20 protein-coding genes and 2 tRNA genes are annotated in these 25,579 nt (G+C 54.8%); 7 read left to right on the top strand and 15 right to left on the bottom strand.

The features are described 5' to 3' along the window. Positions 1-112: 112 nt before the first annotated feature. From B5M42_RS17550 to B5M42_RS17540, 3 genes are all read right to left on the bottom strand, one after another. A complete protein-coding gene (locus tag B5M42_RS17550; RefSeq protein WP_134755124.1) occupies positions 113-694 on the bottom strand; it encodes a ribonuclease H-like YkuK family protein in 582 nt (193 codons plus the stop codon). Between the two features lie 67 nt (positions 695-761). After that, positions 762-835, bottom strand: a tRNA-Gln gene (locus B5M42_RS17545). A 93-nt stretch (positions 836-928) separates the two neighbouring features. Beyond that, a tRNA-Glu gene (locus B5M42_RS17540) sits at positions 929-1,000 on the bottom strand. Between the two features lie 1,273 nt (positions 1,001-2,273). Between B5M42_RS17540 and B5M42_RS17535 the strand changes: the two genes are divergently transcribed. Continuing rightward, positions 2,274-3,038, top strand: coding sequence for a sulfite exporter TauE/SafE family protein (locus tag B5M42_RS17535; RefSeq protein WP_134755126.1), 765 nt, complete (start codon positions 2,274-2,276; stop codon positions 3,036-3,038). A gap of 129 nt (positions 3,039-3,167) precedes the next feature. On the opposite strand, the gene B5M42_RS17530 is transcribed toward B5M42_RS17535, so the two are convergent. The 5 genes from B5M42_RS17530 to B5M42_RS17510 form a co-directional block, all read right to left on the bottom strand. Next, positions 3,168-4,421 (bottom strand): M48 family metallopeptidase, encoded by a 1,254-nt coding sequence (locus B5M42_RS17530; protein ID WP_167690110.1) that lies wholly within the window; start codon positions 4,419-4,421, stop codon positions 3,168-3,170. A gap of 258 nt (positions 4,422-4,679) precedes the next feature. Further along, positions 4,680-7,859, bottom strand: a complete 3,180-nt coding sequence (locus B5M42_RS17525) for an MMPL family transporter (protein WP_134755130.1) — start codon at positions 7,857-7,859, stop codon at positions 4,680-4,682. Next, positions 7,859-8,323 (bottom strand): MarR family winged helix-turn-helix transcriptional regulator, encoded by a 465-nt coding sequence (locus tag B5M42_RS17520; RefSeq protein ID WP_134755132.1) that lies wholly within the window; start codon positions 8,321-8,323, stop codon positions 7,859-7,861. The genes B5M42_RS17525 and B5M42_RS17520 overlap by 1 nt, the downstream gene beginning before the upstream one ends. 316 nt (positions 8,324-8,639) lie before the next feature. Beyond that, positions 8,640-9,257: a hypothetical protein gene (locus B5M42_RS17515; protein ID WP_134755134.1), complete on the bottom strand. Its 618-nt coding sequence runs from the start codon at positions 9,255-9,257 to the stop codon at positions 8,640-8,642. 162 nt (positions 9,258-9,419) lie between these two features. Continuing rightward, on the bottom strand, positions 9,420-10,397 hold the full coding sequence (locus B5M42_RS17510) for a helix-turn-helix transcriptional regulator (RefSeq protein WP_134755136.1): 978 nt from the start codon (positions 10,395-10,397) through the stop codon (positions 9,420-9,422). 348 nt (positions 10,398-10,745) lie between these two features. Between B5M42_RS17510 and panD the strand changes: the two genes are divergently transcribed. The 3 genes from panD to B5M42_RS17495 all read left to right on the top strand — a co-directional run bounded on the left by panD (position 10,746) and on the right by B5M42_RS17495 (position 13,201). Then, the gene (panD, locus tag B5M42_RS17505; protein WP_134755138.1) at positions 10,746-11,153 is read left to right on the top strand and encodes an aspartate 1-decarboxylase; all 408 of its coding nucleotides are present in this window, start codon (positions 10,746-10,748) and stop codon (positions 11,151-11,153) included. Beyond that, positions 11,140-11,865 carry a YheC/YheD family protein gene (locus tag B5M42_RS17500; protein WP_134755140.1) on the top strand — a complete coding sequence of 242 codons (726 nt, stop codon included), beginning with the start codon at positions 11,140-11,142 and terminating at the stop codon, positions 11,863-11,865. The genes panD and B5M42_RS17500 overlap by 14 nt, the downstream gene beginning before the upstream one ends. Positions 11,866-11,968: 103 nt before the next feature. Then, positions 11,969-13,201, top strand: coding sequence for a threonine synthase (locus B5M42_RS17495; RefSeq protein WP_134755142.1), 1,233 nt, complete (start codon positions 11,969-11,971; stop codon positions 13,199-13,201). 400 nt (positions 13,202-13,601) lie between these two features. Here B5M42_RS17495 and B5M42_RS17490 read toward each other — a convergent pair whose 3' ends face one another. The 3 genes from B5M42_RS17490 to B5M42_RS17480 all read right to left on the bottom strand — a co-directional run bounded on the left by B5M42_RS17490 (position 13,602) and on the right by B5M42_RS17480 (position 17,811). Next, positions 13,602-14,570: a 2-hydroxyacid dehydrogenase gene (locus tag B5M42_RS17490; RefSeq protein ID WP_134755144.1), complete on the bottom strand. Its 969-nt coding sequence runs from the start codon at positions 14,568-14,570 to the stop codon at positions 13,602-13,604. Positions 14,571-14,980: 410 nt separating this feature from the next. Further along, on the bottom strand, positions 14,981-16,789 hold the full coding sequence (locus tag B5M42_RS17485) for a permease (protein ID WP_134755146.1): 1,809 nt from the start codon (positions 16,787-16,789) through the stop codon (positions 14,981-14,983). Between the two features lie 188 nt (positions 16,790-16,977). Then, on the bottom strand, positions 16,978-17,811 hold the full coding sequence (locus tag B5M42_RS17480; RefSeq protein WP_134755148.1) for a helix-turn-helix transcriptional regulator: 834 nt from the start codon (positions 17,809-17,811) through the stop codon (positions 16,978-16,980). Between the two features lie 295 nt (positions 17,812-18,106). On the opposite strand from B5M42_RS17480, the gene B5M42_RS17475 reads away from it, so the two are divergent. Both B5M42_RS17475 and B5M42_RS17470 read left to right on the top strand, forming a co-directional pair. Next, positions 18,107-19,324: a glycosyltransferase family 2 protein gene (locus B5M42_RS17475; protein WP_134755149.1), complete on the top strand. Its 1,218-nt coding sequence runs from the start codon at positions 18,107-18,109 to the stop codon at positions 19,322-19,324. After that, positions 19,321-20,391, top strand: coding sequence for a glycosyltransferase (locus tag B5M42_RS17470; RefSeq protein ID WP_134755151.1), 1,071 nt, complete (start codon positions 19,321-19,323; stop codon positions 20,389-20,391). Before B5M42_RS17475 ends, B5M42_RS17470 begins: the two co-directional genes overlap by 4 nt. 81 nt (positions 20,392-20,472) lie before the next feature. Here the strand turns inward: B5M42_RS17470 and B5M42_RS17465 are convergent, their stop codons facing one another. Next, complete coding sequence (locus B5M42_RS17465; RefSeq protein WP_134755153.1) at positions 20,473-20,850, bottom strand: hypothetical protein; 378 nt, start codon at positions 20,848-20,850, stop codon at positions 20,473-20,475. A gap of 124 nt (positions 20,851-20,974) precedes the next feature. Here B5M42_RS17465 and B5M42_RS17460 point away from each other — a divergent pair, with 124 nt between their 5' ends. Further along, positions 20,975-22,222 carry a sialidase family protein gene (locus B5M42_RS17460; protein WP_134755155.1) on the top strand — a complete coding sequence of 416 codons (1,248 nt, stop codon included), beginning with the start codon at positions 20,975-20,977 and terminating at the stop codon, positions 22,220-22,222. 246 nt (positions 22,223-22,468) lie between these two features. On the opposite strand, the gene B5M42_RS17455 is transcribed toward B5M42_RS17460, so the two are convergent. The 3 genes from B5M42_RS17455 to B5M42_RS17440 all read right to left on the bottom strand — a co-directional run bounded on the left by B5M42_RS17455 (position 22,469) and on the right by B5M42_RS17440 (position 25,575). Further along, positions 22,469-23,014 carry a CBO0543 family protein gene (locus B5M42_RS17455; protein WP_134755157.1) on the bottom strand — a complete coding sequence of 182 codons (546 nt, stop codon included), beginning with the start codon at positions 23,012-23,014 and terminating at the stop codon, positions 22,469-22,471. A gap of 40 nt (positions 23,015-23,054) precedes the next feature. Further along, positions 23,055-24,269, bottom strand: coding sequence for a hypothetical protein (locus B5M42_RS25605; RefSeq protein WP_134755159.1), 1,215 nt, complete (start codon positions 24,267-24,269; stop codon positions 23,055-23,057). A 163-nt stretch (positions 24,270-24,432) separates the two neighbouring features. Beyond that, positions 24,433-25,575, bottom strand: a complete 1,143-nt coding sequence (locus B5M42_RS17440; protein WP_134755161.1) for a radical SAM/SPASM domain-containing protein — start codon at positions 25,573-25,575, stop codon at positions 24,433-24,435. Positions 25,576-25,579: the final 4 nt, after the last annotated feature.

The following is a 25,579-nucleotide window of genomic DNA, read 5'->3' as shown; positions in this document are numbered from 1 at the left end:
CCCGCCTTCCAGTTTTACGCATTATAAGCCTTTCACTACGGCCATCGGCCGGCATTTGGCGACTACCGTGATAAACCTCTTCCATGTTCATATGTCGGTACAGCTCCTTTGATTATACAGATGTTTCCAAGCGGACCGGCCGTTTCGTGTGCCGATTCGCGTAAGCCGACGCCGCATAAGCGTCGGGCTTGACGCGCACCCCGTAGGTGCCCATCGCTTTGACCCGATTGACCATATCCTCCACGTACAAGCTCGTTTTGTTGACGATTGGCTGGGTGCCGGCATCAATGTCGATATACGTCTCCAGCGACGCGCCTTGGTACAAGTACGGCAGCAGCACATCTTCGATCCGACTCAGCGTTTCCTGCGAAAAATAGCAGGCTGCTTCCTGCGACAGCGCCGTTTCCAGCGAGAGCTTCTCCTGAACGGAGGTCAGCTCGCGCGCCAGCACAACCTGACGGTAGCAGGCCCAGGCCCCTTTGCCCATGCGCCGCAAAATAATGCCGGTCACGAATTTCGTATAACCTCTGTGCACCTGGCAGTCCGTGCCGATCACGAACTGGTAAGCAGCCCGCGGATCGGCGGCGACGAACTTCAGCATCCTCCCGCTTACGTCATCGACGCTCAAGCCATTTTCGGAGACATTGTGGAAAATCAGTTGTTCAAATTGTTGGGTTACCATTCTAGGGTTCATAGCGTTCACCTGTACAACGTACAATTCCTTCCTTTCGTTTGTGAAATCGGTATTGCGATTATGTATTTGGCAGAAGAGGATGGATTCGAACCATCGGTGGCGGATTCAAAGTCCGCTGCCTTGCCGCTTGGCTACTCTCCTATGGTCGAGCGAGAATGAGGGATCCCATTGGTCTGCCGGCTGACGAGGCAACACCTCGGCAGCGTCTGTGACAACACCCGCTCAGCAGGAAAATGACGCATGGGGGATTCGAACCCCCGATCCACGAGTGAAAGTCGTGTGGCTTAGCCCCTTGCCGAATGCGTCAAATGGATACAAAAAAGGCTGCTTGCATCGCCGTCGCGCCTTTCCCCGCCTGAAAGAAGGCATAGGAAAGGCTGCCGGGAGCCAGCAGCCTGGGTATCTTGCCGTATCGAACGCACCTGTGGTCAGGGGCGTCGTTCCTCATCGAAAGGAGGAATACGGGATACGCGGAAGCTGCTGCCGGAACGTTCGCGGCGCTTATGGCTATGAAATATGGAATGGACCGGACTTTGTTCATAAATGTCGAAATAGGCTTTCATCGTATTCACTCCTTTCGTCATTGGCTTTTGCTCACATGTGCACGAAAAAAGACTCCGGGTTCGCTGCCTTCTCCCCGCCTCAACCGCTTGCCGCGGCTTGTTGGCAAAAGAAAAAGACTGCGCGCTCGCAGCCTTACGTATACCGGATGGATGTAACTGGACGTCGGCTCGCTCAGGTGGAGCGGCGTTGCCGGTTATGCGGTATAGATAAACTGCTCAAGCTTTGAATTCGGAAATCGGCAGCTGAGATCGGTTGCTCTTGTATCCAGCTTAACTTGTAGTTACGATGAATCTTCATGTTGCCGTTCCTCCCTTCGCAGCGATCGTCTCGCTTCAAGATGTTCACAGCTTAGCACGGCTGCTTAATGAGTGTCAACCATTATTTTTTAAAAATTCAAAATCTTTCGATAATTACTTGAATATAGCGGAAGTCAGAAGTCCTGACTAACATATGAAACAAAAGAAAAAGGCTGCTTGTTCAGCAGCCTTGTCGCTTTTTGCCCAAAAAACGCCTGTGGATCAGACGGATGAGAACATACGCAGTCGCTGAATTGAGATGCGGTTCGGATATATGACCAAGCGATGAAAACCGTCAGTCAGACTCCGCTTGCCTTGCTGCTCGATATTGAAGTACGCTCCGTTCGCTGTCATAAACCTGCACATCCCTTCTGCCAAGAATATAATTTCCCATATTAAGGGTGCAGCAAGCTTTTGTCAATGGCCAATGTAAGAGCTTGCATGTTTATAGTTCTTATCGGATTTCTGGCCTTTTATCACTTCCATTCAACAACACGACCTTTCAGGAGCCTCCTTTCGATCCTTGTAACGGATGGGCCGGGACAACGCGAACACGCGCCCAATCCTTGCCAGCCTGGCCAAACGCACGCACCCGAATGTACGCCGAACATATAATTGAATGAGAAGGAGTAACAAAATTTTTTCTTTACAAAAACCATTTCCTTGGAATAAAATAAATCCAATATGGTTAGTAGGAATTTGGATTGGAGACTGACTGCATGAGTGTAAGCATATTGCTGATGGGCGTCCTTGTTGGTTTTTTGGTCGGCTTGACCGGGGTAGGAGGAGCGTCGCTGCTCACTCCGATATTGGTGATGATCGGCATTAACCCGTCTATTGCGGTAGGAACCGACCTGTTGTACAATTCCGTGACAAAGTTTTTCGGTACGATTCAGCATTGGCGGCAAAAAACGATTGATTTTCGCCTTGTGAAATATTTGGCGATGGGCAGCATTCCGGGCGTAATCGTGTCGGTGACGCTGCTCAAGCTGTTCGAATCGTTTTATCATAACCAGGAAACGATCATCAAACACGCCTTGGGCTATGTACTCATTCTTGTGGCGGCTGCAACGTTGTTCAAAGTATTTTTCGGCAATAAAATCAAGGAAAACCGCTGGCAGTTGAAGCCACTGGAGGAGAAAAAAGGACTGACGATTACCACGGGCGCCGTGCTCGGCTTTATCGTCGGGCTGACGTCGATCGGCTCCGGTTCCCTGTTCGCCATTGCGATGCTCTATTTGTTCCGCATGAGCGCGCCACGGCTGGTGGGCACCGATATTGCTCACGCCTTTTTCCTCGCCACTACGGCCGGTTTGCTCCACGCCAGCATGGGCAACGTTAACTACGGGCTTGCGCTCAATCTGCTGGCCGGCTCCGTCCCCGGCGTGCTGATCGGCAGCATGCTGTCGGCCAAAGCGCCAACAAACGCGCTGCGCACCGTCATTGCCAGCCTCGTGCTGATTAGCGGACTCAAGCTGATTTGATCCGGGCTCGGCAGCCTATCGTACGAGAAAAGAAATAAACAAGGCCTGCGGCCAGCAATTTCCCCATGAGGAGTTGCGGCAACAGGCCTTTTTCGTGCAAGGTGCGAGGGCTGACGGCTGTTGGGGCAGTTAGAGATAGTAAGCGCGGTAACGCTCCAGCAAATCCCGCTGCGCCTTACGCTCCAGCTCGGCAAATTCGCGCTCCAATTCGGCGATATGTTCGGGGGTAAGCGCCATCGCCAGCTCCACGTTCGGTAAAGCCGCCACATGACGCTGACGCAGCGACGTAGGCGGATGCGTGGCATCCAGCCTGGCCATCTCCGTGTCCAGCATTCGACGAATCCGGCGCTGCTCCTTGTCCGGCATCTGCTGCATCACCTTACGCAGTTCGCCGAACAAATCGTTGTTATAGCCATAACGGGCAATCCGCTCCAAGGTCAAATAAAAGGTCTCATGATAATGGGGTTTCTCCAATGCGCCCAGCGCAGCGCTGGTCCCGCTGATTCGGTAGGCCAGATCATCCGCTGCATACTCGGCATATTGACTCTCTCTGAATCCCAGCAGTCCGTACACATACCAGACGCCAAATACCAATGCGCCGACGAGCTGGCGTACATACTTTTGCAAATAAAAGAACGGCCCCAGCATCTCCCGCATGTACTCACGCGGCATGATCGTATCGTAAATGAACGATAGGGTCGATTGCCCGTAACGGTTCAGCCAGTTTCGCGACATATCGCGATTGGCGTTGTGTGCCATCTCGTGGGCGAGCACGAATATTTTTTCCTGCAAGCTGAGTATAGAAAAAAGCGGAATGCCGATGTAAATCAGCTTTTTGCGCGTAAAGTCTGATTCCGTAAAAAACGCGTTGAATTCCGTGCCCATCTGGATCGTATCCACGGGTCTCGCTTGCATCCGCGCGGCCATCTCATCCAGAAGCCGGTACAAGCCGGGATATTCGCTGCGCACAAGCCCCCGATGCTTCCAGCGGTGCAGTCGCGGACAAAGCAGCAGCCCGAAAATGAGGCACAGGCTGCCGACGAAAAAGGTGCCAGGCGAATGGACGCCCCACAGAGTACGGATCCCTTTGTAAAATAAATACGCATCGCCAGCCAGCAGCAAAGCGCCGAACACACCTGCTCCAAAATGGAACCAGGCTCGCTGGCTTTTGGCCGAATCGTCGTGAAGGCTGTCGAGCAGCCGTTCGCTCGTTTTCGGACCCAGTCGCTTGTTCAGCCGATCCAGCAGGCTTCGTTTGCGATTGACCGATTGAGGGTTGGCATTCCAGCCGCACGGCTCGCACCAGGTTACATAGCCGGGGATGTGTTCCAAAGCTGCGCTGCATTGCGGACATTGTTGTAAAGGTGTTTCCTGCTCCGTCATGGGCATGTTCTCCGTTGTTGAGAAATGGGCAAGGCAATTAGCAAGGCTGAATGTTGTCCGTTGTATCGGACTTTTGTTCCTGTTTCGACGGGACTGATGCGGTTTCCTGCTGGAAAAAATAAAGAGGCTGGAAACCCGTTTCCCGCGGCTCCCGTCAAAAAAATAAAACGGCCCGCTCCCGCCGCGGCGAAGGCCGGACGAAAGCGAACCGTTGATGACGCAAAAGGTGCGGCATAAGCGCCCCCTTTTGCTTATAGCTTACAAATGCTCGTTGTGCCCGCCAATGGAGCGGTCGCTGCCGCGCGGCGTTTCCTTGCGGCCCATAAACGGCCACCAGTTGGCCACGTCGAACATCCGGACCATAACGGGGATGAACAACGGCAGGAAGAACAAGGCGTACAGCACGAGTCCAGCCAGCACGATCGTGGCGATTTGCAGCAGCGACATGACGCCGGAAGGCAACATGGCGGCGAAGGTGCCGCCGAGAATGACGGCTGCGGAAATGATGACGGTGCCCATGTTTTTCATCGCCAGCAAAATGCCCTCTTGCGGAGGCATATGCCGGTACTCTTTGAAGCGGTCCATCAGGAAGATGCTATAGTCGATGCCAAGCGCCATCAGCAGGACGAAGCCGAAGAACGGCACGGACCAGCTGATACCGGACATATCGAAGATTCGCACGTAAATAAATTCCGTCACAGCCAGCGCTGTATAATACGTGAGAATGAGCGACAAAATCAAGTAAAGCGGAATGACGAGCGAACGGAACATGATGATCAAAATCAGCGCAATCCCGATCAGCATCAGGATGGTGGTGCGGCTGTAATCGTCATGGGAAATATGCTGCAAATCGTTGTTGGCGCTGGTAACGCCGTCGATCGCATAAGTCGCGCCTTCCAGCTGCGTGCCTTTGAGCGCCCGCTTGACGGCGGCGTTCAGGTCGTCGATTTTGCCGATGGTGTCAAGATCATACGGATTGCCGTTGAATACGACGTCGAATTTGACCATTTTGCGGTCCTTGGACATGTAAGCGTCGAGCGCTTTTTGGAAATCGGCGTTGGTCAGCGCTTCGTCCGGTACGAACCAGCCGGTCAGCTCTTTATCCGGCGCAGCGGACAGCTGCTGCAAGTACGTTTGCGCCGATTGCAGGCCGCCGCTCAGCTCGTTCAGGCCGCTGACGCTTTGGTCCAGACCGCCGGTGAGCTGGCTCAGCTGCCCGCCCAGCTGCTCGAAGCCGGTCTGCAGCGATTTTTGCCCGTCGGCGAGCGAATCGAAGCCCTTGGTCAGATCCGGCAGCTTGCCGACGATCTGACCCTGCCCGGCCGCCGCCTGGGCAATGCCGGCCTGCAGCTTCGCCAGGCCGTCTGCAACCGAGGCCAGCCCTGCGCCGAGGGCTTGCTGGCCGCCGGACGCTTGCTCGAAGCCGGCGTTGGCTTGGGTCAGCCCGGCGCTGATGCCGGCGAGCTGACCGTTCAGCTGACGCAAGCCGGCGTCGAGCGCGGCTGCGCCTTTGGACAGGGCGTCAACGGCGCCCTGGGCTTTGACGAATTGCGCGTCCTGCTGCAATTCGGGATGCGACAGCGCGAGCGCGCTCATGCCTTGACCGAGATCGGCGAGTCCCTTCGCCAGCTCGGTCGACTGCGCCGATGTGCTCGCGTAAGCTTGGCTGAGCTGGCCGAGGCCGCTGCCCAGCTCCTTGTAGTGGCCAAGCAGCTCGGTATTCGCTGCAGCCAGCTTGTCGGCGCTCTCCTGCAGCTGCTTGAGCCCCGTCTGCAGCCCGGCGGCGCCGACCGAGCCGTCCTCCAGCCCTTTTTGCAGCTGCGTCAGCCCGTTGCCGAGCTGCACGACGCCGGCCTTGAGCTGGTTCGTACCGTCGACGAGCTTCGCCGCGCCGCCGGCCGCTTCATTCAGCTTCGGCGCATTGCCACTGAGCTGGCTGCTCGCTTCGGAGAGGCCCTTGCTGATTTGGCCGAGGCCGTCCTCGCCTTTATTCAGCCCGTCGCCGAGCGTATCGACTTGCTTCGCCACCTGGAAGTCGGTCAGTTGCTCGCCGGTCGGACGGGAAACGCCGCGTACGGTTTTGACGCCGTCGACCTTGGACAGCTCGCGGGAGATTTGCTCCAGCTGGCCGAGCGCTTCCTGCGTGTCGAGCGGCTTATCGCTTTTGATCACGATGCCCGTCGAAAGCGATTCGCCCGGACCGAAGCTGTCGGAAATCAATTGGAACGCCTTGACCGATTTGTATTTATCGCCGATTTCATCAAGCGAGTTAAATGAAATTGCGCCTTTGTACATCGTCAGGAACGGTACGACGACGGCTGCCAGTACGAGCAGCGCCACTAGCGGACGCTTGAGCGAGAAACGGCCCAGCGCGCCCCACAGCCCGCTTTGCTTATGCTCCAGCGAGCCTTTGGCGGGCCAGAAAATCGCCTTGCCGAGCACCGCGAGGAAAAACGGCACGAGCGTCGATAGCGCGACCATGAGCACCGCTACGCCAACGGCGACGGCCACGGCCGAACGGTACAGGGAAAACGTCGAGAACCCGATCGATACAAAGCCGACCAGCACGGCCAGCGCCGAGAAAAACACCGTGCGCCCCGCTGTGCGGTAGGCGGTCAAAATCGCCGAGGTGTTGTCGGCTCCGTGGCCCAGCTCCTCTTTAAACCGACTGATCAGCAGAATGCAGTAGTCCGTCCCGATGCCGAACATGACGGCGACCATAAAAATTTGCGTAAAGTTGGATACCGGAAAGTTGAGATATTCGGCCAAAAACGCCACCACCGACTGCGCGGCCACATAGCTGATGCCCACAGTCAGCAGCGGGATGAACGGCGCGATCACCGAGCGGAATACGACGAATAATATCGCCATAATAAACACAACCGTAATCCATTCCGTCTTCTTGAGCCCCTCTTGGGAGCTGGCGACGACGTCTTCGTTAATCAGCCAGTTGCCGGTAAAATAATGCTCGACCTTCACGTCGGACAGCGTGTCGTACAGCGCCTTGCTCGCTTCGCCCGGCGTGCGGCCGTCCAGCGTATTGCGCACGAGCGCAATCATCGTGGTGCCGTCCTTGGAGGCCATCTGAGCCTCCAGCTCCTTGGAATCAAACGGCGATGTCACGGCATTGACGCCCGCGCTATCCTTCGCTTGCTTGAGCAGCTCAAGACCGCGCTTGATTTCATCCTTGTCGGCGCCGGTCAGCCCCTTGTCGTTATGAAACACCAGCACCGAGGATTCATCCGCTCCGGCAGACGTTTCCCCGTTCATTTCCTTCATCAGCTTGCCCGCCACCGTCGACGGGTATCCGTCCGGTACGGTAATTTGCCCTTTGTCGCGCACCAGCGCTTCCATGTTCGGCGCGCCAAGCACCAGACCTACCACCGCGGCCAGCCACAATACCAGCACCAGCCATCTCCATTTGACAATTGCCTGCATCAGATCACATTCCCCTTTTCTTCTTCGCTCTCGACCAACAGCTTGGCGAGCTTCTCGAACGTCTCCATAAACCGCAGCGCTTCCTCTTCGCTGAACTGATGCAGGTATCGCGACATCAAGGTCTCGATTTGCGTTTGCATCTCGTCGGCATACCGTTCGCCTTCGGCTGTCAGCATGACGTAGATGACCCGCCGGTCGCGGTCGTCCGGCTGCCGCACAATCAGCTCCTTGTCGTGAAGCCGCGTGATGATCGCGGTGATCGAGCTTTTTCCAACGCAAAAAATATCCGCCAGCTCCGTTGAGGTACACTTGCCGCGCTGTCTGATGTAGCGCAACGTCGCCAATTGATCACTGGTCAAATTATCCGGCATCATGTCGCGAATCATCGCATTCGCCCGGCGATTCACGGTAAACATTGCCATCTCGTACCTGTTGATCAACTGCTTCAAAAAATCGTGCTCCATGCCGCTGCCTCCTTGCCGTCCGAACAATCGGTTCGATTGTAAAATGGTTTTATGCACGAATTGTTCTACTATTGAACTATATCAGCCCGATTGCCCAACGTCAACAGCAAAGTCGTGACATTTGCATGAACGCCGGTCGAGGCCGCAGGGGACCTTCTTTGTTCGGTTTTTGACTGCGCTTGCCATTTGTCGCGGACAGCCGGACGCCCCGGAAGCAGCGGTGGGCAACGTTAAACAAGCCCCGGCATTGTCGCTCGGGGCCTTGGTTATGGGGAATTAAAAAAACGGAGCCCGCGGCCCCGTTTTCGATAGTTACCTATGAAGCAGCATGCTCCGACTTGAGCTTGTACAAAGCAGCAATAAGCGGCTCGGCCGGGTCGCGGTTCAGCAAATACAGTGTCATCAAAAACGCCAGCGGCATCGCGCACGTATTGTTGCCTTCCTTGATCGCCGGGAAGCCGGCTTCGAGAATCGGTCCCGCTTCTTCGTGGAATTCCAGATCGACGTAGACGGTCTCTCCGTCAAATTCCTCGCGGGCGCTTTGTGCGCAATGCGGAACGATATTGTTATCATAAACCGCCTTCGCCTCGTCTTCCGTTTGCGGCGGCACCGGCAGCGGATTGTGCTGACCTGCGCGAATCATATCGACAAAATACGACGACAGCCAAACGCCCGGATTCTCGTCGCCCTGGAAGGCGCGAACGACTTCATTGAGCAAAAATCCGCATGCGTAGGTGTTGCCGTCCTTTTCCAGCGTAAAAGCAAACAGAGGGCCATGCGCCGGATGCTGGCCGATCTGGCCGCCCGCTACGAATTCCGGGTACTGCTGCTGCAGCAAATGCTTGGCGTGCTGGAACAAAGCGATGATCATTTCCGCTTCCTTCTGCTGCTGTTCCTCCTGGCTGGGCTGCTCGGTCGTTTCATTCGTTGTCATAAATCGGCTCTCCTCCTTCACTTCTTCCTTTATCTTACCACGACCGCGCGCAAAATTAAATTGAAAACCGTTACATCGTCCGGATTCTCCATGAATTTCCTGTTTTTGTTACGGGTAAAAGCATAAGCGCCGACGAATCGGCGGCGGCTTCGCCGTTCTATTTTAAGCCCGCGGCGCAAGACCACCGGCATAATGGCGCTGCAGCTCCCCGGCACACGTGGCCAGCCGCTCCAGCAATTCGGCCGGCTCCTCGACGCGAATCGCCATGCCGTATGCCAGCAAAAACGACGCGCCCATCGTAAACAGCGATTGACGTTCTATCCGGAACAACGCCTCTGTTGGCTTGCGCTCGGCAAGTGCCTGTGCGAAATACCAATGGCTGCACAGATCGTTCAGCGCCTGCTCGCGGCCTGAAACGCGCACGGTTGCGTATTCCGCCCCTGCGGGGTCTGTCTGCAGGCCGGCCAGCAAAAACTCGCGTGCCGAAAAGTTCGCCGGACGCTCGAAACGCTCGCCGCTGCCGCTTAACGCGCGGATGCGATCGACGCGGAAGCTGCGCACCTCGCTGCGCAGGCGGCAGTAGCCGACGACGTACCAGCGGTTTTTCCAGAAAACAAGTCCGTAGGGGTCGATGCGGCGCATTTCTGTGACGAGACCGTAGCCTTTTTGATAGTCCATGCATAGGGTTTCGGCTTCGGCCGTTGCCACCTCCAGCTGCTGCAACAGATCAGCCTGCGCCGCTGCCGCCGGAGCATGAATCACCTCTACGCCGCGCGCGTGGCGGCTCAGGCGCTCGCGCTGCTCGTCGCTGGCGTACAGCTTGAGCTTGTGGACGGCCCGGTTCAGGGCGTCGCCGAACGGGTAGCCCGCCTCGCGGGCAAAGACGGCGGCGTGAGCCAGCGCTTTTTGCTCATCGGGGTCGAACGTTAACGGCGCGGCCCCGAAATGGGCCGGCAGGCTGTAGCCGCCGTTATGGCCGGAGTCGGCAATAATCGGCACGCCGCTGGCGCACAAGGCGTCGATGTAGCGATACACCGTGCGCACATGGATTTCCAGCTCCTCGGCCAGCTGCTTGGCCGTGCAGCGCTTGCCGGTTTTGAGCAGCCACAGAATGGCGAGCATATTGTCGGCTTTGGACATCGCGCAAGAGCTCCTTCCTTGAGTTCGGCCTTTGGGGGGGGGAAGGCCGTTGGTTGATGTATTCGCGGCGCGGGGGCTGTTTTCCTGTATGGCAGACCTATTGGCGGGGTTGGGGGAGCGGCGTATGCGGGCTTCCGGTGCGGTATGCACGGTGCAGGGCGGCGTATGCGGGCGTTCGGCCACGATAGGGCATTTACAGAGCCACGCGTGCGGGTTCGGGAGGTACGGGGATGGCGCGGCCGTAGCGGCCTATTTTGACTCAAGTTGGGTGTACACCTACGACAGCACAGGCGCAAGGTACATATGGTGAGTTAGAAACCTATGCCATGAAAAAGGAGATTACCGTATATGCAGCGTTTGATGTGCAAAGGCAAAATTCATCGCGCCACCGTCACTGAGGCCGATCTGGATTATGTGGGCAGCATTACAATCGATGCCGCGCTTATGAAGCAAGCCAATATTCACCCCTATGAAATGGTGCAGGTGACGAGCTTGCGTAATGCCACCCGCTGGAAGACCTATGCGCTGCCCGCACCGGAGGGCTGCGGTAAAATCGGACTGAACGGCCCGCCGGCCCATTTGTTTCAACCGGGCGATCTGGTCATTATATTGAGCTTGGGTCTGATGGATGAACAAGAAGTAGCGGGCTTGCAGCCCACGGTTGTGTTTGTGGATGAAGGGAATCGGATTGTCAGCGTAGAGACGCACGATCTCGTGGTGGAACGTCAGGAGGCGAAGCGCAATGAGCAAGCGTAGTGTAAGCAAGTGGGGCAAGTACAAGGTGATGCGGGAAGCTTCCGCGCTGCGCCCGTATTTGCCTAAGACGGCCTGGAACAAGCCGGGGACGCTGCGTGCCATGCTTCATGAATACAGAGATGTCATTGTCAAGCCGACGGGCGGCTGGGGCGGGCAAGGCGTCGTGCGCGTCCGCTTGCGTTCGGCCGGGGCGTATGAGGTGCATTTCGGAGCCTCGCGGCGGACGCTGCACAGCGAAACGGCGCTGATTTCCTACCTGCGCAAGCATGCGGGATCGCGCGCCGTGGTTCAGCAGCGCATCCGGCTGGCCGCGGTGAACGGCCGTCCCTTTGACTGCCGTGTGATGGTGCAGCGCCGGCCCAAAGGAGAGTGGCGCGTCACCGGCAAGCTGGCCAAGGTAGCCGGCAAGGGGTATGTCGTTACCAATGTGCGGCGCAGCCAGGGACGCATTGTATCGCTTGCGCATGCGATCCGCATGTCCAATATCGAAGGCGCGTCCTCCGGAGCGCTGTCGTCGCAAATGGACCACGTCGCCTTGCAGACGGCACAGCAGCTGCGCAAGGCGTATCCGAGCCGTCGAACGATCGGGCTGGATATGGCGTTTGACCGGAACGGACGGGTGTGGATTATCGAAGCGAATTTTACGCCGATGCTAGGGCTTTTCCGCAAGCTGAAGGATCGCTCGATGTACCGGACGATCATGTCGTATTAGAGACGCGATTAAAAATAGCACGGTTGGACGGGAGCCGCCTCCCGTCCTTTTTGTTGTACATAAGCTTAAAGGGTGAGTTGATCTGACGACAGGAGGCTGACCTATGAAACATTTCGAGCTGCTTTGCGCGCGGTGCTCCAAGCGATACCCTTTCCGTTATACGTCGATGAAATGCGCGTGCGGCGGAACGCTGCTCGTTGAATACGATCTCGAGGCATTGGCCGCAAAGGTAAGCAAAGAAGCGCTCGGCAGACGAGTCACATCGATGTGGCGCTATCGGGAGTGGCTGCCGGTGACGGACGATTCGGCAATTGTGTCGCTGGGCGAAGGCTGGACGCCGCTTGTCCGGCTCGCGGCTGCCGAACGGACGCTGCCGCTCGGACAGCTGTGGGTCAAACGCGAGGAGCAGAACCCGACCGGCAGCTTCAAGGCCCGGGGCTTCTCGGTGGCCGTGTCGCTGCTCAAGGAAGCCGGGGCGTTGCGGGCCGCCGTGCCTTCAAACGGCAACGCGGCCGGAGCGCTGGCTGCTTACGCGGCTTTTGCCGGCATTCGCGCCAGCGTGTTTATTCCGCAGGATTGCCCGGCGCTGATCGTGCGGGAAAGCGTCATGTACGGAGCGGACACGTATGTCGTCGACGGCTTGATTCATGACGCCGGAGCGATTATCGAAGCCGGCAAGGCGGCCGAAGGCTGGGTGAATGTCGGCACGATGCGCGAGCCGGGGCGCGTCGAGGGCAAAAAGACGATGGGACTGGAGCTTGCCGAGCAGTTTGGCTGGCAGCTGCCCAGCGTGATTGTCTACCCGACAGGGGGCGGGTCGGGCATTGTCGGGATGTGGAAGGCGTTCCGCGAGCTGCAGGCGATGGGCTGGGTCAGCGGCCCGCTGCCGCGTCTGGTGAGCGTGCAGGAGGCCGGCTGCACGCCGCTGGTGGAGGCGCTGATCGGGGCGAGGGCCGAGGGCATGGCTGCTCGCGGGGGCTCAGCGACGCAGCCGGGCGGCGCCAGTCCGACGGGCATGCGCGTGCCTAGCCCGCCCGATTTGCCGCTGGTCGCCGACTGCTTGCGACACAGCGGGGGAACCGCCGTCGCGGTGTCTCGCGACGCGATTGCCCGGGCGCAGCGCAGCTTGGGCGCTCTTGGGGTTTCCGCGTCGCCGGAGGGCGCGGCGACGTGGGCCGGCCTGCTGGAGCTGTGCGACAGCGGCTGGATTCGGCAGGACGATACGGTCGTCCTGTTTAATACCTCGCATGCGCTGAAATACGCGCTGCCCGCTTCCAGCGGCGAAGCGCCGCTGATTCGCAGCTACGCCGACTACGTGCGGCTGCGCGGCAGCTAAGCCGCTGACCGTGCTCAATCTGCACGGTTTACTCCAGCTGCTTAGCACGGTTTGCCTTCCACAGTCTGCTCATCCCGAATCCCCCCGCCCCCACTTCCAACTCGACGAATCCGCAGAGGCAGATCAAGCTCCGCAGCGCTTCAGCCAAACAGAATAAACCTCCATCTTCGCCCTGCGGGTCGTGATGGAGGTTCGTTTTTTCAGTCTCAGGGACATGCCCCTGTGCTGCCTGCAGCTTCATTGTACGAGATCAGCCTGGCGATGCGGACGCACACAGCAGCAACAGCCGTTTATGCAGGGAACCGAAATGCGCTGCCGCATACGAATCTACAACTAGTGCAAAGCAAACGAGCAACCGGCGTACCGCCGATCAGCACTTTTTATGAAAAGAAAGGCCTGACTATTGCAGCTCCTGCACCACATTCGGCGGCGTGCGGCCTTCCAGTCCGGCAACCAGATTTTGTGCAGCCAACATCGCCATATCGAAGCGCGTTTTCGCCGTCGCCGAGCCGATATGCGGCAGCGCAATGACGTTCGGGAGCTGGAGCAGCGGATGCTCCGCGCCGATCGGCTCGCGGTCGAAGACGTCGAGTCCTGCCGCGCGAATGGCTCCGGTTTGCAGCGCTTCGAGCAAGGCGGCTTCGTCGACGTTTTGCCCGCGCGATACGTTGATAAAAATCGCCGACGGCTTCATCAGCGCCAGCTCGCGCCGTCCGATCAGCTGCTTCGTTTCCGGCGTCAGCGGCGTCATCAGCACAACGTAATCCGATTCGGCCAGCAGCTCGTCGAGCGTGCGGTACGCTGCGCCCAACTCCTCCTCCGCCTGCGGCTTGCGGCTGCGATTGTGATAAAGCACGTTCATCGCGAATCCGAACCGCGCTCTGCGGGCAATCGCTTCGCCGATCCGGCCAAGCCCGATGATGCCTACGGTGGCGTGATGGACGTCAAACCCGTACAGCACCTCGTTATCGCCGCGCTGCCAGCGGCCCTCGCGCACATAGCGGTCAAGCTCCACGACACGGCGGGCAGTGCCAAGCATCAGCGCCAGCACGAGATCGGCTACCGATTCGTCAAGCACGTACGGCGTATGCGTGCCGATAATGCCGCGCTGCTTCATCGCCGGTAGATCGTAATGATTGTAGCCGACGCTGAGGCTGCTGACGACACGCAATTGCTTGGCGTGATCAAACAGCTCGGCATCGATTTTGCCGCCGGCTGTCAGCAGCCCCTGAACGTCAGCCGTACGCTCCAGCAGCATCTGACGCGGGACCGGCTCCTCCTGCCCCCAGAAATCGCATTCGCAATGCTCCTGCAAATAGCTCTCCACTTCGGCCGGTACCGGCCTTGTTACAAAAATGCGCGGTTTCATGCGCTTCCCCTCCTGCATGCTGCACGGCCTGCGGACCGGCGCTTTTCTTTTCCGCACCGACGCGCTGCTCCCCAAGCGCGATGCCGGCCATACGGCGACTGACCAACCAGCCGCTTGTTTGTATGGCGCCTACGCAAACAGCCGGAAACGAATCCTTGAGGGATACATCTCCGGCCGTCCGGTGCATGGTCTTTTTCTAATTGAAGTTTTCAATGACTACTATGATAGTCCTCTGCGCGTTATCTGTCAAATGATGTCATGATGCAGTAACGTCATAAAGATAACGGCTTCCATTCACGGAAGGCCAAGCGAATCAATCTCCGCTCCAGACCCTTGCAAGCTGGAGGTCCTATCCTCAGCTTTCCCCTGTATGTACGCTCCATTTATAGCGATCCAGGCCTTGCGCAAATTTACTCCCGCCCCAGCCGCAGCACCCGATACAACACCGGCTGCACCTCCAGCTCGAATACCGTTTCTCCAGGCTTGCGCAGCAGCGCCGGAATCGTCTCGCCTGTGCGTACATCGGTTAGCGTCCGATCGGCGCCGTCCGCGCGCAGTCGGACATTGCTCGGGAAATCAAGAAAGGACGACACAATGAACGTATCGTTGTCGTAGAGGAACATGCTGATTTTCGCCGGTCCATCCATGTAAATACCGCAGCCGCTCAACAAGTATTGGCGGATCGTCGACAGCACTTCGGCCGGATAGCTGTATACATCGGCGAAATCATCGGGAACCGTCAGCACATACAGCGTACCCCGGCCATACAAATTCCGCAGCAGCAGCGGAAAATTGTTGTCGGTTTTGCGGGCAAGCACAAGCGGTTCGCCAGCGTTGTTTTTGTAATCGATCACGGGCAGCAGCACGTCGTCTTTTCCGCTGAAATAGCCGTTATAGATCGAAGGCGAGCCGTAGCCGCCGATGGCGTAATCGCGGGTAAGCACCTTTTTGTCCGTATAACGCGCCGTCGTAAATTCTTCGATGCCTTTGCCCTGCAGCGCTTTGAGCAGTCCGGTCGTGATGCACGCATCGCCGCCGTCCAGCAAATGGGCCTTGAGCTTGGCAACCAGTTGCTCGTCTTGTGCGCTGTTTTGCGTCAGCAGGATCAGCTTGTCCGTCTCGGGGAAATGCGGCGTCGGGTCGAGCGCCAATCCGATCATGCCGAGGTAATCGTACAGATGGTCTTCGCCCTGTGCGTTGAACGGCTCATAGACGGGAATGCCCGTCGGCTCCCCCAGCTCGCTGAGCAGCGGATCCAGCCGTCCGAGCTCGAAGCCAAGCGCCGGTATGAAAATTTGCTCCAGCAGCCAGCTGTAGCAAAACAACGTCAGCTCACGGCCTTTTCCAAAAAAGGTCAGCTGGGCCTGCTCCAAATAATGGCTTAAATTATGGATGCCCTGCCACGGATCAATCCAGCCGCCGCCATTCTCGCCCGGCTTGACATGCTCCATCCAGCGCATCAGCGAATAGCTGCCGTAACGCGGCAAATGCTGCGCCGAGCGGTTCGTATCGCGCGTTTCCGTCCCCGTATAGATGCCGTCGAACAGCGGAGACTGCACCTGTGGATTATAGCCTGTTTCCTGATACGCCTCATACCAGTTCGGATATTTGATGACCAGCTTGACATCGGGGTTGACTGCTTTGGCCGGAGCAATCACGACGTTCTCCGATACCTCGGCCATCAGCTCCAGTCGGAATTGCTCCCAGCTTCGCTCCCCTTTGGCTTCGATGCAGGCCGGACACGTGCAGCTTGTAAAATAAAAATCGTCGATGATCACTTCGTCAAACAGCGAAGCCGAATATTCCGCCACCTGCTGCAGCAGCCCGCGATGCGCCGGATTGGTATAACACAGCGTGGACCAAGTAACCTTGGTGCCATACGCCGCTTGCGGCTTGGCTTGCTCGTTCAGAATTGTGCCGCCGCAGCCGAACACGCCGGTTTCATCGATCAGCGGCTTGTTCCTGACTGTCTGCATCACCGTCGTCGTAATCGCCCCGGCAGTCGCAATGCCACGCGATGCAAAAAAGTGCTTGAGCTCCTCCATCCGCTCCGGCGCTACGTCCATATCATCGCGGTGCGTCTCCAGATATACCTTGGCAATGTGCATATGTCTCGCGAAAAAATCCATACTTGCTGCCAACGCTTCCATAGAGGCGATGCTGGCGATGCAGCGGGTTGTAAAATACAAGGCGATGTCCAAATTCCGATATTGCGGCACGGTGGTTCCTCCCTGTTGGTTAGTCGCTTCGTTCTCATCGTATCACCAGCCGATGCATCGCGAAAGGGGCGGGATACGAGTTTGGAGAAAATCACGAAAACGTTTTACAAAATGCACAAGACGAGCGAGGATGGCAGGAGTTTCCACATCGTCAGAAGCGGTGTTTGACCCCGCCGTCTCTGGTCCACCTATCGCTGATTCAAGCGCTTGAGCCGCTCGGCGGTCACGTCATCATGCGGCAGGTTGATCGTCATCTGCAAATCTGGCGCATCCACCGCTTGAAAAGTCAAATGCTCCAGCACCAGCGTACCCGCTACGGGATGCTGCAGCTCCTTCAGCCCCTCCGGTACATTCAGCACGTCATGCTCCGGCCACCATTGCCGGAACTCGGCGCTCGCGGCGCATAGCTCGTCGAGGATGGTGTTCCACCAGGGATCGCCGATATGACCGCCGTAGCTGGCGCGAAACTGCGCCAACCTGCGCCGGGCGTTCTCCTCCCAATGCCCGCCAAGCAGCCCGCGCACCGTCGGGTCGGTGAAAAAGCGCCACAGCGAGTTTCGCTCTCGCTCGGTCATAGCTGCATAATCCCCAAATACCCGACGGGCAGCTTCGTTCCACGCCACGATATCCCAGCGGGTATTCACCACATACGCCGGGCAATCTCCCTGCCGGTCGAGCAGCGTCTGCAAAAGCGGGCTCACCTCGCGGCTCACAGGCTTGCTCTCCGGAGGCAGATGGCCATAAGCGAGCAAAAACAGATGCTTGCGCTCGTTCTCATCCAGTCGCAACGCCAGCACCAGACTTTCCAGCACCTGCGGCGACGCTTGAATGTCCCGCCCCTGCTCCAGCCAGGTGTACCAGTCCACGCTGACGCCAGCCAGTTGGGCAACCTCGGCCCGACGTAAGCCTGGCGTTCGCCGACGCAAGCCCGGCGGAAGTCCCACCTGCTGCGGTGTTAACCGCGCCCGACGCGTTTGCAGAAAATGAGCTAATTCCTTGCTCCGTTCCAATTCTGTGCGCATGAGCAGTCTCTCCTTTTTCATTCGGACAGTCGATCCGCCCGCTAAATCCTGGCGGTGCTCCTGCCATTTCCTCGCTTATAGCATTCTCTTTGAATGATCACGATTCCTTCCCAACTGCGAGTCCGCTCAAGCTGCCACCGACCGACAGGGGTACATGTACGCACAGACTGTTTAAAAAGTGTGCTCCCCTTCCTCTGACAATGAACATCGTCCAATCCATTTTCACAAGAAATACATATAATGCCATGCATTGTAATGTTAGAACACAGCATCCCGAATCTAAGGAGTGATGATCGTGCCGGATGTAGGAATTGTGATGCCAGTTTATATTCAAAAACCGGAGTATCTGTCCGCTGCGCTTCGATCTGTTTTAACCCAGTCTTATAAAACGTTTCGTCTTGTCATTGTTATTGACGGGGCCAAGGATATGTTAGCATTGAGCCAATCGATTGTAGCCGGAGACCCCCGAGTGGAGTTTGTCGTTCATGAGACCAACAAGGGTGTGGCCGAAGCGCTAAATCGCGGTTTTGAAATACTGTTTCAAGATCCCTCTATTTTATATGTGACGTGGGTTTCTAGCGACAATACGTATTCCTCTCATTTCGTCGCCTTATTGCGGGACGCACTCAAGACAGGAGGAGAAGATTTAGGTCTGGTCTACAGTTCCTTTCGTTCGATTGACGGTCAAGGAAATTCATTATTGAACGAACAAGAGCTTGCCATTCAGCGGCAGTACCAGGCGAAGCCCAAAGAATATCTGCTTGACGCTTGTATTACAGGCGTTTCATTTATGTATAAATCCAGGTATGCCAAGGAAATCGACGGTTATCGCTTGCAGCCGGTCGAGGATTACGATTATTGGCTGCGACTGACTGAACGATGTGAAATCAAATACATTCCGGTTGAATTGGTAGATTACCGGGTAAATTCGGAATATAGTATTTCCGCTACCCTGCAATCCGCAGAAAAGCATCGTCAATGGCGTTACGCTTATCATTTAGCCAGACACCAAGCCCGTTTAAGACGCGGCATTCCCCCGCAAATCACCATCCTGTATAGCGTATCCCAAATACAGGCGGATACGATCGAACGGCTTGACAACCTGTACGAACAAACCTTCAGCAACTATGAAGTATATATAATCGATCAATCCCTTGATCGCAGTGTAACTCATGCTATATCCCAGGTCTCCCACCCGACGGTGGCCCCTAAGTGGTTACCGGGCATAGACACACAAAAAGCGATTCTGGCTACCCTGCAATTTATCCATACTCCCTATACCTATATCTTGCATCAAGGTTTTTTCAAGGCACCATCGGATTTGCAAATTCTGATTCAAGAGCTAACGAATGCGGATCGTGATCTCGTTGCCAATTACTATACGCCAGAGCGTCTGGTAGGCTTCCGTTGTCGCACCGATACGAGGAGCCCCTGCTTTGATGAGCTTTTCCGAACCGAACACTTGCTTGCTGCATGGATCAGCCGCAACAATGATTTGGGGATTGGCCCATGAAAATCCTGTTTACATTCTATAATCCCAGCGGGGGGATGGAAACCCTGAACCGCACTCGATGTAAAGCTCTTATAGAGCATGGGGTGGATTGCCATTTGCTCTATAAATTTAACGGGTTTGGGCTCCCTAATAGTAAACATATCCCCACTTTGATATGCTCTGATTTCACCCGTATTGCCCAATTCGTTAAAAAAGAGCAATTCGACGCCATCATCGTTTGCACCGACTATGAACTTCTGGCCTCCTTGCGTGAAGGGGGATATCAAGGCCCCATCGTCTACGAGATGCAAGGACTCGGGGATCTCCAGACCGCCAACTCCATCATCAACCGTGCGAAGCCAAGTGTTTGCGCCCATGCGACGGCCATATTGTCACCCAAAACCTCTCACCTGATAAATATAGCCAAAAAGGAATTTCCCGCCAAACCCTTCTTTTGCTTTGACAACCCCGTTGATTCCACTCACTTCCACTATCGTCGTTATCCTCCTAAAAGCCATCCCATCCTGGCGTGGGTCGGGCGGATTGAAGCCAACAAAAATTGGCTGGATTTTGTTCAAATCGGTCATCAGCTTTCACATCGCATTCCCGATCTGAGGTTATGGATGTTTAGTGATCAAAGTCTGTTCGAACCTGAAGAGAAATTAAAATTTGAGCAAAAAATTCAAGAACTCCAGCTCGAGCATAAACTGATCCGATATTCCTATCTGCCGCATGAGCAAATGTCCGATTACTTTTCAATAATTGGAGATTCAGGCGGTCTTTTATGTTCGACCTCCGTGATGGAAGGTTTCGGGTACGCCGTGGCGGAAGCCATGCTATGCCATTGCCCTGTGCTCTCAACCGATTCCGACGGTGTACGAAATTTTATTATTCCTCATAAAACCGGCATGTTTTATTCCAGAGGGAATATTAATCAAGCCGTAGAGTTGGCTTACCGGATCATGAACAACAGAGCGCTGCGCAACAAATTACGCAAGCGCGGTGAACGGTATATTCAAACCAGGTTTGCCTGCCGCAAATACGTAAATCAGTTTACAGCCATGCTTCGCAAGCTCGTAACCGGCTGAATCGAATGAAACAATGCGAGTCGGCTGAGCACAAGCCGTTCCGAACCGACTCACATCATGAAGGCGGCTTCCCACCATCCTTTACGGTATTGGAGATAAAGCCGTAATCGTTGTTAGCTCAGACTGTAGAACGCGTTGATTGGCAACGAGATTTCCAAATGCATCAATTCCGAATACCGACAGCACCACGTTGGCAGGCTGTAGGCTCGTAACCCCAATCTGCACTTCGTATGCGACATTACCGGAAATATAAAACTCACGAACGTCGTTGGAATTGGCACCAACCACGTAAGCGGTTTGATAGAGCGGGTTGAACGTAACCGAATTGACAGAGCCAAACACTTGAACCAGGATCGTCGCCGAGTTAAATTGATCCAGGTTTCTGGTATTCATCACAATGTTGGTAGCTGCTGTACCAAAATCCCTCGTATTGGTTATTAAACCTGTTGTAAAAGGCATATTCATCACCTCCCTGATCCGTTTCTATATCCTATTTCGAAGAGAGGCTAAAATTGAGGGTTAACGGACATGTTCAATTGGCTCAATTTATTCGGAACTTCCCTAGTATAAGGAGGAAAATGATTTGCCACCCATTAATTTCCAAGTAACCCCGAGCGGCCCTCCTAAATTCGAACCTTACATTGCTGTAAATCTACTGAGCACCAATATCATGATTGCCGTTTCTGTAGATACCACCTCCGGTGTCCCCCAGATCGGACTCTACCGCTCACTTGACGGTGGGGCAGATTGGACGAACGCCCTGCTCCCGCTCCCTCCCGGATTTACCGGAGCCGAGGCGCCCGCGGTCGCTTATCAATTTCCAACCACCTTTATCGTGACCGCACACGCATTTCCAGGAGAGTCGGACGGCACCGTCATCGCTTATCTTTCTACAGACAATGGAGCTACCTTTTCGGCCCCGTTTATTGTCGCCCCTGGCTACGGCACTTACATTAATAATGATGAAACTAATGTCACTGTAGACAATTCCCAATCCAGTCCCTATTTGGGTAATATTTATGTCAGCTATAACCATCAATTCAATATCGCAAACAGTGCACGCTCGACAGCTTTTATTCAAAGCTCAACTGACGACGGCGCGACCTTTGAGACTCCCAGTCTTCTATCAAGCACAGCAGATACGGTCGAACGTCCAGACGCAAGCGTTGCGTTAACCGGCGTCGTTTACGCCGCATGGGTTAAAACGAATAATCCCGCTCAATTTATGATCAAAACTTCACAAGATGGCGGAGCCCATTTTGGAAGTTCCATCATTGTGTCAAATGTTGTGCTTGTGCCTTCGCCGCTACCGGTTACAAACTATAACTTTCGGGTGCTTACCTACGCCAACGTGGCTGCTGACAGATCAAACGGGAGTATGCCTGGTGTCGTCTACGCCGTCTGGCAGGACTATCGGCAAGGCTATGCCGATATCTTTATGTCCAAATCAATCGATTTCGCCGTCACCTGGTCTACGCCTGTAAGCATCACGCAAGCCCCGGTCGGTTCGCAAAATTTTTTTCCCGCAGTCGATGTTGATCCGCTCACAGGGACGGTTAATGTTATTTACTACACCAATCGGCTTGATGGGTTCAATTTGGATGTTTTCTCCGCCAGATCCATCGATTACGGAGCAAGCTTTGTCAATCAACGTGTGACCACCCAATCGTTCGACCCTAATGCCGGCAGTCCGACGCCAGTGACCATAATTGGCGATTATATCGATGTCGCCAGTGTACCGCCTTACGGATATATCGGAGCGTGGACAGATACGCGAACAGGTACGCAAACCATCTTCGTTGGTTATAATACGGATCCGGCCACGCCTTAATAAAAAAGCGCAAGCAACGGCATAACCGTCACTTGCGCATCCTCGGAATTCACAATAATCGTCGCAAAGAACAGCAGCAATCACGATATCCCCTAGCGGCGAATATTTGATGGCAATGCTGACCAGATTGGTCAGCATTGGGTCAGCTTGTCCTCATCGCCAAGGACATAATGGCCCCGCAAAAAATCCTGAAAGGGCCGTTTCAGGACGAGGGCCTTGCGCCTGGCGCATCGGTCAGCTTGCGAATCATTTTACAAGCTTTATAATAATAAAACGGGCCAAGGTAGACGCTGATACATAGTACAACAACGAGTAACCGGCTTTCCACGTATATAAATCATAGTAGCCGATCCAGATAAATACAGGTTCAGCGACGTATGCCAGAAATACGCCCATGATCAGGTTGGCGAGCAGAAACTTTTTCCATCCCGTTGAAAATAACTGATAGACCACCATAAGTGCAATGGGCACCAGGACAGAATCAGCTGTAACCAAGGGCGGCAGAATAGGCAACAATTTCAGGGGATACCCCCACCATGACAAATTCGTTCCAAAATCGTCCAGCAGGAGCGCAGAAATATTGATCATGCACCCATAAAAGGCGATCTCGTAGGCTCTTTTTTTATCTACAAAATTCCACCACAGGATCAAAGGGACAACTGTCAGTCCAACCAGCAGCCACCATTGCCATGTAAACAGAGCGTCCGTTTTCCATTGATTCCAGTCAAGCTTGTGCAAACGTTCCCTTGCCTGCATGAGTTCTTCGTAGGTTGGGCTTATATCGTTATTCATCGAAGCAGCTCTCCTCTATATTTTACAGTCCGCGTCCTGTTTATCTAATAATCGCTACGCCAAACGCCATATGCTTCCACAAAATATGTTCCACAGTTTCAAGCTGATGCTCTTTGCATTCCACCATAACAAACACTTCCGTGCTTTTTCCCTTGATCGGTCTGGGTTGCTTGCGCTTGAAGATCAAATCGATGATCAGACCGACGATAAATCCGGCCATCGCCCCGATTAACCCCCAAATAATCGGTCCCCACTTCCAAATAAAGCCGACCGATGAAAACACGACAGTAAACACAGTTGCGCATACCATAGCGGTATCCAATAAACTGACGCCGTCAGAACGATGCATCGTATCGAACATTTTAGGCTTCTCCGCCCGTTTGTTCAAGGGGACGGCCAAGATCTGGTTTTTCTCGATTCCGCATGCCTCCAGCGCGCTCAAAGCAAGCTCCAGATAATTGGAATGATCAAACGAGGAAATGATCCGCATGCCCTCATCCTTTCTTTCTTGATAATTCGTGATCAAAAATCGTTTTTGTTCTTTATCAAATAATTTGTTATTTTCCACAGTGTTGGTGTAGGCGTCATAAACCGCAAAGCCATAGAGGGAGGGCAAAAAGAGCAGCCATTCAGGATTCACAATATGCGCGGCTTTATCAAATTCCCCCATCCAGGTGAACTGGAAACCCTCCAATAGCCTTGAGACATAACTGATCCAAATCCATCCCGAAAGAACGTAAAAGGCCGTAACGATACGATGAATATATAGCTGTCCCATGCCTGGCATCAGCATCGACCAGACCAGAGAAAGCCAAGGCGTCCTTTTGTCCAGATAATTGATTTCCATCGCGCCGATTTTAAAGTTGCTGAGATAGCTCTTCTCCCGATTAGCTAACATATACACATGATTCAAGTCGATGGTGGTCCGGTAGCTGTCGTAAATCGCGAATAAGTATACCGGGGCATATAAAGACATCCACCTGACGTCAAGAACCTGCTTGACCAGATCAAACTGTCCTGTAAAGGAGTACACCATCGCCTCATTGATGCCGGCTTGGCTGTTGATCAGCAGTTCCCAGCCAATTAATACAAACCCGCGTAAGTATTTCGATAGGAGTAAATGGCCAAATCCGGGGAAGGCGCATGACCACCAGGCAACGATCCAGGGGTTGCGAAGGTGAAGCTGTGTGGTCCCAAGCAGACTGAGGTAAGCGGCTTTTCGTCTGGATCGTTTATATACGATGTTTCTGCCCATATTTCCAAAATCACCTTATTTGCCATTTTTATGACAGTCTTCACTTCTCTACCTACGATTAAACATCGGCTGCTTAAAAGTGCGAAACAAAAAGCCGATTCTTCAAAGAACTCGAAGAATCGGCCAAAGGTCATCTTGCGCTGAGGAAACCGTCATTGTCGGCTCAGAACGTTTCCGGATCGGCGAACAGCCGCGTGCAGCGGTTACACATCATCAAATTGTTGTCGCGGTAATAGTCGCGGAACGTGTTCGAGCGTTCGCCCTCCCAAATTTCGCTGAACGACTCGTTGTAAATGTTGCCGAGCTTGTAATCCGGCAGGTCCACGCACGGATAGACGTCGCCTGTGCGGCGGATGACCAGCTCGTGGTACGGCGCTACGCATTTCGAACGGCCAAAGACATTGTTGATGTCTGTGTAATAGTCGTGGATGTTGACATAACCGGAGTAGTCCATGCCTTCTTCGGCCCACAGCTCCTCCAGATCCTTTTGCAGCTCATGCGTGTCAATGTCGATTTTGCTTTCGACAAAGCCCTGCCAAGCCGGCGACACCTCGCAGTTCAAATCGCGCTTCATCTGCTCGGCATATGCTTCGCCGCGTTCCTGCGTCGTGTACAGCAGCGGGGAGAAATTGACCGACAGGTCGCGTTTTTTCATCCACGGCATATTCGTATCATGCAGCACGACGTTGGCGTCGGGGAATCGCTCACGCAGCGATTTCAGGAAGCCGCGGGCGCTTCGGTAGTTCGACGGCGACAAGACCATGTTGATGTTGATGAACGGAAACATTTTTTTCGCTTTCTTCTTCGCATCGATCAGCAGCGCGATATTTTCGCAAATCGTATTGAAGCTGCCCTTGCCGCGAATAGCATCGTGGAATTCCTCCGGTCCGTCAATGGAGATGTTGCAGCCCACGACGTTTTCCATCAGGAACTGGATGCGGTTTTTGATCAAGGAGCCGTTAGTCAGCAGGTAGATGTTCATCTTTTTGCTGCGCAGATGCAGGACTAATTCCTCGAAATGCTTGTACAGCATAATCTCGCCGCCGGTCAAAATGACGCCGACTTTTTTGTTCACTACAGCCACTTCGTCGATAAAACGCTTGAGCACCTCGATGTCGAGCTGCTCGCGAATGACCCGCTGCGGCTCCTTGAGCGCCCAGCCGGTATCGCCCCAGATGTGGCAAAACGAGCAGCGGTAGTTGCAAATTTCCGAAGGAAAAATCGTCAACTGCTTGATTTCAGGAGCCAAGTTTCGGACATGGTCGACCAGCTTTTCATTGTTCAATACCCCTGCATTCGTCCACATGTTC

This window comes from Paenibacillus athensensis, assembly GCF_004514475.2.
GTDB lineage: Bacteria > Bacillota > Bacilli > Paenibacillales > NBRC-103111 > Paenibacillus_AL > Paenibacillus_AL athensensis.
Note: the sequence above shows the minus strand (reverse complement) of the source record. Positions and strands in the feature narration are given on the sequence as shown.